The sequence below is a fragment of the Pseudomonas sp. LjRoot71 genome (assembly GCF_964253255.1).
Lineage (GTDB): Bacteria > Pseudomonadota > Gammaproteobacteria > Pseudomonadales > Pseudomonadaceae > Aquipseudomonas.
The window spans coordinates 3,175,802-3,189,341 of sequence record NZ_CAXURA020000001.1 but is presented as its reverse complement, the minus strand read 5'-3'; the positions used below and the strand labels follow the sequence as shown (position 1 = coordinate 3,189,341).

Genomic DNA, 13,540 nt, shown 5'->3' with positions numbered 1-13,540 from the left:
CAAAATTCCTGTCTGCTTAGAAGTTCACGCCAAAGCTGAGCGCAACGAAGTCGCGGTCAGTGGAAGTGTTGTATTTACCGTCAAAGAAGTCGGTGTAAGCGAGACTTGCGGTGTAGGTGTTCTGGTAGTCAGCATCCAAACCCAGGCTGACAGCCTTGGCGCCTTCAGTGAACAGGCCATTCGGACCGTAACCGTCTACGTCATGCGACCAGGAAACGCTTGGCTTCAGGTTTACGCCAGCGAATACGTCCGGGTAATCCCAAATGGCACGAGCGCGATAACCCCAAGAGGTAGAGGTTACGAAGCCGTCATCTTCGCAATAGCGACGTACGTTTTTACCGGAGTTGCCATTGAGAATCTGAGAGCACGTTTCACGAAACACACCAGGGGCAACTTGCGTCGGAGGCAATGGACCAGGACCGAATACAGGGTCACGACCATAGCGAACCTCATTAGTGCTTTCCAAGCCACCGACATGAGCAATGCCGATCTCACCCACCAACGTTAAGCGAGAAGCACCCATAACTTGGTCAAAGAAGTGGGTAAAGGTAGTTTGGAACTGCGTTATTTCTTTGCGATTGTAGCCATGCAAATCATTGCCGGGCGTACCATTCAGAATAGATGCATTCGCAAAAGCGCCACCCAAAAGCTTCACGCCACTATAAAGCACATCCGTTGAGTTAATTTGAACTGGCGCATTAGGGCGATAGCTCAACTCACCAGCCCAAGAAGTACCAGTAGGGAGCGTTGTGGAGAAACTCAGCCCATAAAGCTGAATATCCTCAGGGTACTCCATAAAGTACTGGGAATTACCTGCAACTATAAGTGGAGCTGCTGCACCGGCAAGGCCCGCTGCTGTGTATACATTCTGGCCAGCAGCCGTGGCACTAAATACAGGAGCGCGACTATGATAATTCATAAAATAGGCGCCGAACTCAGTATCTAACGGGTCAAACATATAGCGGAACGCCAAGCCCCACTGACCGCTATCACGGGCATCCCGATCACCACCACGCGGCACGATTACGCCTTCGCTGGTACCGGAAATAGCATTCGCACCAAAACCGGCTAACGGGCCAGCACCCGTAATATTTGCATTGATACCCGCAATTTGGGCAGGCGTAGCACTCAATACATTCAGGTTGTTATCACAGCCATCGGCAACAATGTCAGCCTGGGAGAAGAATGTCCCACAGTTTTCAGCAACGGTCTGATCCCACTCAAGCTGATAAAAAGCTTCCGCAGAAAGATTCTCGGTCAGGCTTTGAGCTACATAAAACATGTTTACCGGAATCAGACCTTCCTTGATCTCGGCACCGGGACGACGAAATGCAGAGACGTCTACCGGGTTAATCTCGTTGATACTGTTGCGAATAAAAGTACTCTCGCCCCAGCTTACTACCTGTTTACCCAACCGAACGGAACCTGGCTGATCGCCAATGGCGTAGTTGTGATAAACGAAAGCATCGAGAATTTGAGCACCGGAGGATTGAGCACCTTCTTTACGGTTGCTATCGCTAATTTCCTTGAACTGGCGACTCTCGTCTTTCAGTTCGAAGTCATACCAATACTTGCCACGAACAAAAACACCGGTATCACCATATTTCAATTCAAGGTCATGAATACCTTTGAAAATCTTCGAGAAAGTTTCCCCCCTCTTGAAATTCAAATGGCCGTCATCTGAGGTCTGCGACAGACCGTCGCCGCCATTATTCTTACCAATCAGATCTTTATCCGCACCTTTCACCGACCAGCTCGCGCCAACCGACAAGGACGAATCGAACTGACCTTCGATTTCACCGATATTGAAAGTAACGCCGAATGCAGGTGCGGCGAGGGTGGATGCGAGGCTGACGGCCAATGGCAGTTTTGCCAGGCGCCAGGTTTGTTTTGTTTTTGTCATCGACGCTACTCCATGTGTTTTTTGTTATGGATGGTGCGGACTATAGCCAGCGAGTACTTCTGCTTGATCCCTCGAAAGTGTGATTTGCAGCCCCCAGGCACTCTGGCTCGCAGGTTTCGGCGTGTTGAGCACGACCGGCAGAGCCAAGAATGGCTTGGAATGAGCAATTAGCAAGCCAAACGCTTGTTTGACCGAGCAGTCACTCAAAACGACCTGATTTGCCGTTATTTGAACGGCCAAGTTGACCTGCCCCGAGCCACTTACTCACCGCCCTAAAGAAACCTGTAAGCCTTGACCTGCCTGGCCTGCGCGGCACTGAACGCGTACCGTGTAACAGGCGCAACCTGCTGCTGCGCCCGTTACAAAAAACCTTACAGCGTGGAAAGGAACGGACTGCCGGCGGCTTGCCACTGGACGATATCCAGGCGAATACGTTTCTTATCCAGCTTGCCGACGCTGGTCTTGGGAACTTCGGTAACAAGGGCAATCTGCGACGGTATCGCCCACTTGTTGATGCTGCCCTGATCGACAAACGGCTTGAGGTGTTCCTTGAGGCCCTTGGCATCCAGGCTCTGGCCTTCGCGCAGTACCAACAGGGCAAATGGGCGCTCGCCCCACTGCGGATCGACCACACCGACCACCGCCACTTCACGCACGGCAGGGTGGCGGCTGATCAGGTCTTCCAGCTCCAGGGAGGAAATCCATTCGCCCCCGGTCTTGATCACATCCTTGATACGGTCGCGGATATCGATAAAGCCAAAGTCGTCGATGGTCGCCACGTCACCGGTGTGCAACCAGCCGTGTTCCCACAGCTCAGCGCCCTTCTCGGGCTCGCGGAAGTAGCCTTGGGTCAACCACGGCGCACGCAGCACCAGCTCGCCCTGGCTTTCGCCATCGGCCGGTAACAGGGTGCCATCGGCGGACATGATCGCCGCCTCCACCAGCGGCACTGGCACGCCAGCCTTGATGCGGTAGGTGGTGCGTTCATCTTCGCTGCCAGCCAGCAACTCTTCATTGATGTGGGCGCAGGAGATCAGCGGGCAGGTTTCCGACATGCCATAGGCCGCGGTGAGCTGGATGCCACGTACCTTGGCCGCGTCGTACAGCGAGCGATTGAGCGCGCTGCCGCCGATGATCATTTTCAGGCCGCCGAAATCGTGGCCCTGCGCGCTAGGAGCGGCCATCACCATCTGCAGAATGGTCGGCACGCAGTGGGAGAAGGTGACTTTTTCTTCTTTGATCAGGCGGCAGAGCATGTCCGGCTCATAACGCCCCGGATAGACCTGCTTGATGCCCAGCATGGTGGCGACATACGGGATGCCCCAGGCATGTACGTGGAACATCGGGGTGATCGGCATATACACATCATTGGTGCCGAGCAGACGAATGCTATCCAGGCTACCCAGCACGCTGGCTTCGGCCATGGTGTGCAGCACCAGTTGGCGGTGGCTGAAGTACACGCCTTTGGGGTTGCCGGTGGTGCCAGTGGTGTAGAAGGTGGTGGCGACCGAGTTCTCATCGAAGTCCGGGAAGTCATAACGCGGACTGGCGGCGGCCAGCAGGTTTTCGTACTCGCCAACCAGGCCGCCCAGCTCGGCGGTCTTGTCGGCGGCATCAGTCAGCAGGATGGTTTTCTCCACGCTGGTCAGCTGGCTTTCGATACCTTTATAGAGCGGCACGAACTCACTATTGACCAGCACGAACTTATCGTCGGCATGGTTCATGGTGTAGAGAATCTGATCAGCCGATAGGCGGATGTTGATGGTGTGCAGCACCGCGCCGATCATCGGGATGGCAAACATGCACTCCAGGTAACGGTGGCTGTCCCAGTCCATCACGGCTACGGTGTCACCGGCCTTGACTCCCGCCTCGGTGAGCACGTTGGCCAAGCGCGCCACACGCTCGTTGAGCGTCGCGTAGCTGTAGCGCAGCTGATCGCGGTAGACGATTTCGCGGGTTTTCTCGTAACGAATACCCGACAGCAGCAGGCGCTTGATCAGCAGCGGAGCATTGTGGGCATTGTCAGCGGGAGCAATCAGACGGGTCTGCAGCATGGCGGTACCTATTATTGGCTTTTTTCAGTGCGGCCAATCTAGAGCCCAGCGCCACCGCTCAAATCAGCCCAAAGAATGATTTTCCGCGTGACTCTTTGGGCATTTTTAGTCGCGCAGTAGAATCAGCGGCTCGCATTCGATGTGTTTGGCCTGCGACCTATTACAAAACGAGGAGTTTTTCCGATGTCCGATATCGTCATCGTCAGCGGCGCCCGTACGCCGATGGGTGGTTTTCAAGGCAGCCTGTCGAGCATTGCCGCCGTTGACCTGGGTGCCGCCGCCATTCGCGCAGCCGTCGAACGCGCGGGCATTGCCCCTGCCGACGTGCAGGAAGTGATCATGGGCTGCGTGCTGCCGGCTGGCCTCAAACAGGGCCCGGCGCGCCAGGCCTCGCTGAACGCCGGTCTGCCGTCGGCCACTGGCTGCACCACCATCAACAAACTGTGCGGCTCGGGCATGAAGGCCGTGATGATGGCGTTTGATTCGCTCAAAGCCGGCAGCAACAGCGTGATGATCGCTGGCGGCATGGAAAGCATGTCCAACGCGCCCTACGTGATGACCAAGGCTCGTGCGGGCCTGCGCATGGGCCACGGCGAGATCAAGGACCACATGTTCCTCGACGGCCTGGAAGATGCGCGTACTGGCCGCCTGATGGGCTCCTTCGCCCAGGAAACCGCTGACCAGTACGGCATCACCCGCGAAGAAATGGACGCCTATGCCATCGAGTCGCTGAAACGTGCACAGAGCGCCATCGCCAGCGGTGCACTGGATGCGGAAATCGTTCCAGTCACCGTCAGCGGCCGCAAGGGCGACGTTGTGGTTAAGGATGACGAACAACCCCTGACCGCCAACCTGGAGAAAATCCCAGGCCTGAAGCCAGCTTTCCGCAAGGACGGCAGCATCACCGCGGCCAACGCCAGCTCGATTTCCGACGGTGCCTCGGCGTTGTTGCTGATGACCGCTGAAGAAGCCGCCAAGCGCGGCCTCAAGCCACTGGCGAAGATCGTTGCGCACGCCACCCAGAGCCAGGACCCCAGCGAGTTCACCATTGCGCCGATCGGCTCGATCAGCAACCTGCTGAAGAAAACCGGCTGGAACAAGGCCGAAGTTGATCTGTTCGAAATCAACGAAGCCTTTGCCATGGTTACCATGCTGGCGATCCGTGAACACGGCCTGGATCACGCCAAGGTCAACGTCTACGGCGGCGCCTGCGCTCAGGGCCACCCGGTCGGTTCTACCGGCTCGCGGATCATCCTGACCCTGATCAATGCGCTGAAAAACACCGGCGGCAAGCGTGGCATCGCTTCGTTGTGCATCGGTGGCGGCGAGGCCACTGCTGTAGCGGTTGAGCTGATTTAAAAGGATCGATGCATGGCCGCAATGGCCATGTTAAAGCCACAGTAACGGGCCAGCCTTGCGCTGGCCCGTTACGTTTTATATCCCGATCTTGTCCAGCGACTTGCCGACCTTGCGCCAGAAGCTGCGCTGCATGCGCTCGGTTTCGCCACTGGCGGCAATCCGTTCGAAGGGCTGGATTTCCCGGGTGGCGCCAATTTCCGCGTCCGCTACCGCCTTGGATACCAGTTGCAGTGGCCCGTCACCCTGGATCGGCGCCTGCTCGTTTACCGGGGGCGGGTTGAGTTCGTCATAACGCAGGTAATAGATGCCGCCGGCTTCGGCATCCAGGGCAAAGCTGCTGATCAGGGTGAAATCCAGCGGGCCGTCGGCGAAAAAGGTCCAGTGCGTGCCGAACAGCGGACGACGCATTTCCAGCTGGTAACTGGCGATATCGAACTCCAGCACCATGTAGGCATTGCTCGGCAGGCTGCCAATGCGTGCGTTATTCAGAAACAGCGCAGGCGCTTCCAGCTCTTGATCAGCCCAGTCGCTCTGCGGGCGGTAGAGGTAAACCAGGGCGTGGTTCTCGTCACTGAGCGCATGCTCACGGAATACCTCGCCCTCGGTCGCGCCCCAGAACGCCCCCGGGGTCGAACAGCCACTCAGGGCGATGGCCAACAGCACAAGGCAAGACAGCGCACGCATCGACAGCATCCTTATTCGAGTTATAGGCCGAGCATAGCTGTGCCCTACTCGGCCGACACCAGACAAAAGTGCGGGCCGAAAAACCTGGGTCAGCGGCGGCGATCCAGCAGGTTGACCAGCAACTGATCCAGCGCGCCCCAGATGGATTGCTGCACGCGCCGCCACCAGGGCCGCGCACGCCAGTCGGCCAGGGTGATTTCCTGGCTCTCGGCAAAGTCTGCCTGAAAGCTCGCCGCCACGCTGGCGGTAAAGGCCGGATCGAGCGCTTCGAGGTTGGCGTCCAGATTGAAGCGCAGGTTCCAGTGATCGAAGTTGCACGAGCCGACACTGACCCAGTCGTCCACCAGCACCATCTTCAGGTGCAGAAAGCGTGGCTGGTACTCGAATATCTGTACCCCGGCCTTGAGCAGGCTGGCGTAATAGCGCTGGCCGGCAAAACGTACTGGTGGGTGATCGGTATGCTGCCCGGCCAGCAGCAAGCGCACCTCAATGCCGCGTTTGGCCGCTTGGCGCAGGGTGCGGCGCACCCGCCAGGTCGGCAGAAAATAAGGCGTAGCCAGCCAGATACGCCGCTTGGCACCGCGCAAGGCGCGTACCAGCGAGAGCAGAATATCGCGGTGCTGCGAAGCATCGGCAAAAGCCACACGGCCCAAACCCTGCCCCAGCGCCGGCAAAGCTGGCAGGTTCTTCAGGCGCAGCGGCATGCGCGGTCGCCAGGCGCTCCAGGCCTGAATCGCCTGCCATTGGCGCTCAAACAGCTGCTGCCAGTCGGCCACCAGCGGCCCGCTGATTTCCACCATCACCTCATGCCAGCTGCTGCTACTTTGGCCGGGCAGCCAGAATTCATCGGTCGAGCCGGTGCCACCGACAAAGGCAAACTGTTCGTCGACCAGTAATAACTTGCGGTGATCACGGTGAAAGTTGCGCACGCCGTGCTTCCAGCGCAGCGGGTTGTACCACTGCACCTTCACGCCAGCCGCCTGCAGCAGTTGCCGATCCGCCACCTGCAGCCCCTGTGCGCCAAAGGCATCGAACAGGCAACGCACCGCCACGCCACGCTGGGCCGCCGCGCACAACGACGCCAGCAAGGTGCGGCTACAGGCCCCGCTTTCCACCAGGTAAAGCTCCAGCTCGATCTGCCGCTGCGCGGCGTCGATGCGCGCCAGCATCTGCACGAAGAACTGTGGCCCGTCGATCAGCAAGCTCAGTGCGTTACCGCGGCGCCAGGGAAAGACGTTATGCGGCATGCGCGTTCACGCGGCGGGGGACTCTGCGCATTGCGGCTCACGCATGGAAAATGGAGACGCCACCATAGCCGCCCGGCAGGGCCTTGCAAACCCTGCCGGGCGATCAAGCAGAGCGCAGCACTGATTACGGCAGCGGCGCGGCCTGCGGTAACAGCTGACAGCCCTGGCGTGGGCCCAGCCATTGCGCGCTCTGGGTGCTGCCCAGGCCACGCGCGGTCACACGCTTGTTGGCAGGGTCATCGAAGAAGCCGGAGAGCGATACATACTGCGCCACATACCCCTCGCAGTAGTCGGCCGGATTGTTCGCTACATAGCGGCACGAGCAGTATTCCTTGGCCGAGTAGGCACCGATAATCCCCGGAAAGGCCTGCAAGTGGGTGCGGTTCTGCCACGCCAAGGCGGCGAGCAATAGCAGAATAAGCAGTAACAGGCTGCTGAACGGACGACGACGAATCATGGCTGCACCTCATCGGCCAACGCGGCGAGAACCAGTTTGAGGAAATGGTTGCGGTCAAAGCTGCCATCGCGGTCATCGGCATAGCGCACGATCACCAAGTTCTCGCTGGCGATCACATACAGTCCCTGCCCCCAGTGCCCGGACGCCACCAGGGTGTCCTCCGGTGCATCCGGCCACGGCTTGCTCGCGCCGGCTACCGCCGCATTCAGCCACCACTGACCACCTGGCACCGCTTCACCCGGCTTGTCGGCCTGCGGCTGGTAGTTGGCGAACGGCGTGCGGTTGAACTCGACCCAGGCCTTGGGCAGCAATTGCTGCTCGCCCCAGCGGCCATCGCGCTGCATCAGCAGGCCGACTCGGGCCAGGTCACGGGCGCTCATGTAGGCGTATGAGGAACCGACAAAGGTGCCCGCAGCGTCGCGCTCCCACACAGCGGTGGTGATGCCGAGCGGGTCGAACAGGGCGGTCCAGGGGTAATCGGCGTAAGCGGCTTCACCCACCATGTTCTTCAACGCGGCGGCCAGCACGTTTGTGTCACCACTGGAATAGCGGAAGCGGGCACCCGGTTCGGCATCGGCACTGTGCGCGGCGGTGAACGCCGCCATATCAGTGCGGCCACGGGTGTAGAGCATCGCGACTACCGACGATTTCAGTGGCGCGTATTCATAGTCTTCCTGCCAGTCCAGACCCGAGGCCCAGTTGAGCAAGTGGCCAACCTTGACCTGCGGATGTGCGGCAAACGGCGGATAGTAATCGGCCACTGGCGCATCCAAACGGAAGCGGCCCTGGCCGTAAGCCACGCCCATGGTGGTAGCCAGCAGACTCTTGGCCATCGACCAGGTCAGGTGCGGCGTGGCGGCAGTGGTCGGTGCGGCATAGCGCTCATAAACCACCTGGCCATCGCGGATCACCAGCAGGGCATCGGTGCGCACACCTTTGCGGGTGGCGTCATCGCGAGTGGGGAAGGCGTAGTTTTCCAACTCGCTGAGCGCGGCGCTGGGCACGGCCAACTGGCTGTCCCAGTCACTGCCAGGCCAGTTCTCGGCCTGCGCCGTGGCGCAGCCCAAAGCGAAGACGCACGCCAGTATCAGCCGCCGCACGGGAAAGGGAGTGAAGGACATGGAGCCGCCTCTGCTGGGATCGAAGGCGGCACCCTAGCATGGCCCTGATGACGACAAAAAGCGCCGAACACGCCGGTTTAGCCGGCAATTCGGCGCGAAAAGTCAGTGCATGCAAACCCACTACTTCGGCAGGCGATAATCCTCCGGCCCCATCAGATCCATGCCGCACTCCAGGTTTTCGATCCAGTAGAGAAAGGCATTGATCATTTCCGCGCCGACAAAGGGTCGGCCGTGCTGCGGCACAATCATCGCCACATCCATCTCGCGCACCATCGCCGCCCACAGTCGGCAGGCCTTGTTGCCCGCCATGTAGCGCCGGTGAAAACCCAGCATGTTCGGCACATGGTTGACGAAGTCCGTCACCGGGTGCGCGTCATCGACCAGCGAGGCGCCCATGTCACCGGAAAACAGGATCTTGCTCACCGGGTCATACAGCTGGAAGTTGCCGACCGAATGGAGAAAGTGCGCTGGCACTGCCTTGAGCGTGCATTTACCCAGTGCAAACGACTGGCCACGATCTGGCAGCGCAATGATCCGGTCAAAGGTGTTGATGCCGCGGCTGAGCGCCAGGTAGTTGGCCGTCAGGTGCGGCAAAAAGCGCGCCCAGAGTTTGGAGCAGATCACCCGTGCGCGGGTGTGCAGCAGCCACTTGTCCAACGACGCGATGATATCCGGGTCCTGGTGCGAGGCGAAGATATAGGTCAAATCCTGCACCGGGATGTGCTTGGACAGCTCCAGCGACAACGGCGTGTAGGTCAGGTCGCCGCCCGGATCGAGCAGCAGGTACTGCTCGTTGTCGGTGATCAGGAACTGGTTGGACTGCACGCCCTCCCCGCTGACCAGGTCATCGAACATCATGCATTGATGCTCGCCGTTATCGAACAGCACTATGGGCTCGCGTCGCATGGCAGGCTCTCTCCGGAAAGCCCGCGAGCTTACTGGCGCAGCGGCCCGAGCTTACTGATCTGGATCAAGCCGACGCGCCATACCGGCTTACAGGTTGATGCCGAGCACGGCCTGCGCCTTCTGCAGACGTTTGCTGCGCGCACTTCCGGCAATCGCCAGCAGGCCTTTGTCGCGCTGCCAGAGATTCGCCCAATGCGCGTCACCCGCAGCAAAAGCGCTGTCCAGATCAGTGCGCAGGCTGTCGAACTGGGCAAACAGCCCAGCCAGCAGCAGGTGGCTGGCTGCGGCACCCGGGCATTGCCGCGCCACTTCCGCGCAGCCGGCCAGCAAACCAAGCAAGCGTAATTGCAGGGCCTGCGGCCAGGCCGACTCCTGGCCTACGCCAAACAACCAGGCCGTCAGCGCCGCCAGCACGTGGGTGTCTTCCAGGGTACGGAAGGGTTTTACGTAGGCATCCCAACCGTCACCGGGCAAACGCTCACAGTGCGCGCCTTGCAGATGCAGGCGGCCATGACTGACGTCCGGCATCAGTGGCAGCGCCGGCAGTGTCTCGATCTGTACCCCCGGCGCGCCATTGCGCACCACCCCAAGCGCCAGTTGCACTGGCATACCGTCAGCTTCCTCACGGGCTGCGACCAGCAACCAATCGGCGGCATCGGCAGCTGTAACGAAATCCTTGCGGCCGTCCAGGGTCAGGGCGTTGATCCGCGTACTCATGTCTGCCGGCCGGGTGCTGCGGTTCTCGGTTACGCACAGTGCGCCCAGAGTCCAGGGCGCGGCCGGCCAGAGCGCACGTAGCGCACCCTGATAGCCGGCAAGAAACGCCAGCCCCGGCGTCGCGGCCATCCGACCACCGAGCAAGGCCAGCTGCAGCGGAGCTGGGTTACCGATGCGTTCCAGCAGGCTGGCGTACCACGCCTCCAGGCCTGTGACCGGCAGACGCGTTTGCGGGCTCAACAGCTGTTGCCAGGGCATGCCTTGCTCCTTGTTTGAGGGTTTGAAATCAGTGTCACACAAGCATCACCAAATCTTCATGGAGGTGACACCACCGCTACCTAGCCTGAGCTTGCCCAACAAGATCGACCGGCTGCAAGGCAAAAAGCCGGCTAACGGAGACTCAGGTATGACTCAGATAGCACTTACCGCTACTCCCGCACGTCGCCTGCAAGCCGAGCGCTTACATGGTCCCGTCGCCCTGCGCGAAGCCCAGGCGCTGCGTTTTCGCGTATTCAGTGCCGAATTCGATGCCAAGCTCAAAGGTGCCGAACTGGGCCTGGACATGGATGATTACGACATTCACTGCCAACACATCGGCGTGCGTGACCTCAATAGCGGTGAGTTGGTGGCCACTACTCGCCTGCTCGACCACCGCGCAGCCGCCAGCCTGGGGCGCTTCTACAGCGAAGAAGAATTCAGCCTGCATGGCCTGCCACACCTCGAAGGCCCGGTATTGGAAATCGGCCGCACCTGCGTCGATACGGCCTACCGCAACGGCGCGACCATCGCCGTACTCTGGGGCGAGTTGGCCGAAGTGCTCAACGAAGGCGGTTACCGCTACCTGATGGGCTGCGCCAGCATCTCCATGCAGGACGGCGGCATCCAGGCCCAGGCGATCATGCAGCGCCTGCGCGAACGCTACCTGTGCACCGAACACCTGCGCGCCGAACCGAAAACTCCGCTGCCAACGCTGGATGTGCCGAGCAACGTGATCGCCGAGATGCCGCCGCTGCTCAAGGCTTACATGCGCCTGGGCGCGAAGATCTGCGGCGAGCCGTGCTGGGACCAGGATTTCCAGGTTGCCGACGTCTTTATCCTGCTCAAGCGCGATGAGTTGTGCCCGCGCTATGCCCGGCACTTCAAGGCAGCCGTCTGAAGGCACTTGCCCAAATCGCAGCAAGCCCGGTAGGGTGCGCCGCGCGCACCGCATAGCGTCCCTGATGACGGGCGCAAAAAACCCTGCGGCGCGTATGGCGCACCCTACCCGCTGTAGCACACGGCCTGCGGAGCAGCAGATGAAGAAATTGCGTTTATACCTGCGCCTAGCGCGCCTGCTGCTGGTGATCAGTCTCGGCACCCTGCTGGCTGGCGGCATCACGTTGCTTGAACGCCTGGTGCGGCATGACTTGATGCCGACCCGCCAACGCCTGACTCGCTGGTTTCTCGCACGCCTGGCCGGGGCGCTGCCTTTCCGCTTGCAGGTGCAAGGCGAGCTGCCGCGTCAGCCGATGCTGTGGGTCAGCAACCATGTGTCGTGGACTGATATTCCGCTGCTCGGCATGCTCACCCCGCTGTCCTTCCTGTCCAAGGCCGAAGTGCGCACCTGGCCGGTGGCCGGCTGGCTGGCGCACAAGGCCGGCACCCTGTTTATCCGCCGGGGTTCGGGTGATAGCGGCCTGCTCAGCCAGCAGTTGGGCAACCACCTGCAACGCGGGCGCAACCTGCTGATCTTCCCGGAAGGCACCACCACTGACGGGCTGGGGCTGCGCACCTTTCATGGCCGCCTGCTGAGCAGCGCCATCGACAGCGGCGTCTATGTACAACCGGTGGCCATCCGCTACCTGCGTGATGGCAAACCCTGCAGCGTGGCGCCGTTTATCGGCGATGACGACATGCTCTCGCACCTGCTGCGTTTGCTCGGCAGCGAGCTGGGTGAAGTACAGATCCAGCTGCTCACGCCGATTGCCAGCAGCGAGCTGAACCGTAATGCCTTGGCTCGCGCGGCGCAGCAAGCGATCAGCCAGGCGCTGTTTGGCGTGGTAGAAACTTCAGAAGCAGAAAGCCAGGCGGCCTAACCGAAGAGCCCACGCTCGCGGGCCACGAAGGCCTGCAACTCGGGATAGAACTGGCGAAAATCCTCCAGCAGCGGCTGATACAGCCGCTCCAGCTCGGCCGCTCCGCCGGCCAGCAAACCTGGCCGCGACAGCCGTCGGTCAATCCCCGCGACCACCTGCTCCAGCACGGCAAATTCGCGGTAACTGCCCAGCCAGTCCTGTGCGGCCATGCGCGGCGCAATGTGCGCCAGGCGCTCTGGTAAACGCGGCTCGGCGGCCAGCACCTGATACACCCGCCCGGTAAAGCGCGGCAGTGGCTCAGCAGCATAATCAGCCCCGTTCCGCGCCAGACAATGATCGAAAAACACATCCAGCAAGATGCCGCTGTAGCGCCGCCGCTCTACGGCAAAGCGCGCCCGCGCCTGCGCTTGCAGCGGGTGGCTGTCGGTGAACACATCAATACGTCGGTGCAGGCGGATAGCCGCCTCGATATCCGCCGGCCACTGCCCGGCCAACGGCCCTTTGACGAAATCGCCATACAGGCTGCCCAACAGTTGTGCCGGTGCGTCGCCGCCAAGGTGTAAATGCGCGAGGTAATTCATGACCACAGCTTACACATCAGCCCGCGTGATGATGACTATCGTCACGAACGATCTGTATATCGTCAACAGCCGATATAAAGTTCGCTCCATCGCGATATGGCGTTACCGCACACAGGGGATACCCCGCATGCCACTCGACATCGATGAAGTGATCAAGGCCCTGGCCCATCCGGTTCGGCGCGACATCCTGCATTGGCTGAAAGACCCGCAAGCGTATTTCGCCGACCAGGATCACCCGCTGGAAATCGGCGTGTGCGCCGGCAAGATCGACCAGCGCACCGGGCTGTCGCAATCAACCGTCTCTGCGCACCTGGCGACTCTGCAGCGCGCCGGCCTGATCAGCAGCAAGAAGGTCGGCCAGTGGAACTTCTTCAAGCGCAATGAAGAGACCATCCAGGCGTTCCTCAACCACATAAGCCAAGCGCTCTAAAACCCC

13 protein-coding genes are annotated in these 13,540 nt (G+C 60.5%); 4 read left to right on the top strand and 9 right to left on the bottom strand.

Going from position 1 to position 13,540, the window contains the following annotated elements; translation table 11 throughout:
* Positions 1-16: 16 nt before the first annotated feature.
* Together ACSQ17_RS14965 and ACSQ17_RS14960 are read right to left on the bottom strand one after the other, a co-directional pair.
* Positions 17-1,903 carry a DUF1302 domain-containing protein gene (locus tag ACSQ17_RS14965; protein ID WP_436069456.1) on the bottom strand — a complete coding sequence of 629 codons (1,887 nt, stop codon included), beginning with the start codon at positions 1,901-1,903 and terminating at the stop codon, positions 17-19.
* A gap of 371 nt (positions 1,904-2,274) precedes the next feature.
* Positions 2,275-3,957, bottom strand: coding sequence for a fatty acid--CoA ligase (locus ACSQ17_RS14960; RefSeq protein ID WP_436069455.1), 1,683 nt, complete (start codon positions 3,955-3,957; stop codon positions 2,275-2,277).
* Between the two features lie 183 nt (positions 3,958-4,140).
* Here ACSQ17_RS14960 and ACSQ17_RS14955 point away from each other — a divergent pair, with 183 nt between their 5' ends.
* Positions 4,141-5,316 carry a thiolase family protein gene (locus ACSQ17_RS14955; RefSeq protein WP_436069454.1) on the top strand — a complete coding sequence of 392 codons (1,176 nt, stop codon included), beginning with the start codon at positions 4,141-4,143 and terminating at the stop codon, positions 5,314-5,316.
* Positions 5,317-5,391: 75 nt separating this feature from the next.
* On the opposite strand, the gene ACSQ17_RS14950 is transcribed toward ACSQ17_RS14955, so the two are convergent.
* The 6 genes from ACSQ17_RS14950 to ACSQ17_RS14925 all read right to left on the bottom strand — a co-directional run bounded on the left by ACSQ17_RS14950 (position 5,392) and on the right by ACSQ17_RS14925 (position 10,706).
* Positions 5,392-6,000 (bottom strand): DUF2846 domain-containing protein, encoded by a 609-nt coding sequence (locus ACSQ17_RS14950; protein WP_436069453.1) that lies wholly within the window; start codon positions 5,998-6,000, stop codon positions 5,392-5,394.
* Positions 6,001-6,089: 89 nt separating this feature from the next.
* A complete protein-coding gene (locus tag ACSQ17_RS14945) occupies positions 6,090-7,247 on the bottom strand; it encodes a phospholipase D-like domain-containing protein (RefSeq protein ID WP_436069452.1) in 1,158 nt (385 codons plus the stop codon).
* Between the two features lie 124 nt (positions 7,248-7,371).
* Positions 7,372-7,704, bottom strand: a complete 333-nt coding sequence (locus ACSQ17_RS14940) for an amidase (RefSeq protein ID WP_436069451.1) — start codon at positions 7,702-7,704, stop codon at positions 7,372-7,374.
* The gene (locus ACSQ17_RS14935) at positions 7,701-8,825 is read right to left on the bottom strand and encodes a serine hydrolase domain-containing protein (RefSeq protein WP_436069450.1); all 1,125 of its coding nucleotides are present in this window, start codon (positions 8,823-8,825) and stop codon (positions 7,701-7,703) included. Before ACSQ17_RS14935 ends, ACSQ17_RS14940 begins: the two co-directional genes overlap by 4 nt.
* A gap of 120 nt (positions 8,826-8,945) precedes the next feature.
* On the bottom strand, positions 8,946-9,731 hold the full coding sequence (locus tag ACSQ17_RS14930) for an MBL fold metallo-hydrolase (RefSeq protein ID WP_436069449.1): 786 nt from the start codon (positions 9,729-9,731) through the stop codon (positions 8,946-8,948).
* An 87-nt stretch (positions 9,732-9,818) separates the two neighbouring features.
* On the bottom strand, positions 9,819-10,706 hold the full coding sequence (locus ACSQ17_RS14925; protein ID WP_436069448.1) for an acyl-CoA dehydrogenase: 888 nt from the start codon (positions 10,704-10,706) through the stop codon (positions 9,819-9,821).
* A gap of 148 nt (positions 10,707-10,854) precedes the next feature.
* Here ACSQ17_RS14925 and olsB point away from each other — a divergent pair, with 148 nt between their 5' ends.
* Both olsB and ACSQ17_RS14915 read left to right on the top strand, forming a co-directional pair.
* Positions 10,855-11,604 carry an L-ornithine N(alpha)-acyltransferase gene (olsB, locus tag ACSQ17_RS14920; protein ID WP_436069447.1) on the top strand — a complete coding sequence of 250 codons (750 nt, stop codon included), beginning with the start codon at positions 10,855-10,857 and terminating at the stop codon, positions 11,602-11,604.
* Positions 11,605-11,743: 139 nt separating this feature from the next.
* On the top strand, positions 11,744-12,523 hold the full coding sequence (locus ACSQ17_RS14915; protein WP_436069446.1) for a lysophospholipid acyltransferase family protein: 780 nt from the start codon (positions 11,744-11,746) through the stop codon (positions 12,521-12,523).
* Here the strand turns inward: ACSQ17_RS14915 and ACSQ17_RS14910 are convergent.
* A complete protein-coding gene (locus ACSQ17_RS14910) occupies positions 12,520-13,104 on the bottom strand; it encodes an ACP phosphodiesterase (protein ID WP_436069445.1) in 585 nt (194 codons plus the stop codon). The two genes, ACSQ17_RS14915 and ACSQ17_RS14910, sit on opposite strands and share 4 nt — an antisense overlap.
* A gap of 127 nt (positions 13,105-13,231) precedes the next feature.
* On the opposite strand from ACSQ17_RS14910, the gene ACSQ17_RS14905 reads away from it, so the two are divergent.
* Complete coding sequence (locus tag ACSQ17_RS14905; RefSeq protein WP_436069444.1) at positions 13,232-13,534, top strand: ArsR/SmtB family transcription factor; 303 nt, start codon at positions 13,232-13,234, stop codon at positions 13,532-13,534.
* Positions 13,535-13,540 lie beyond the last annotated feature (6 nt).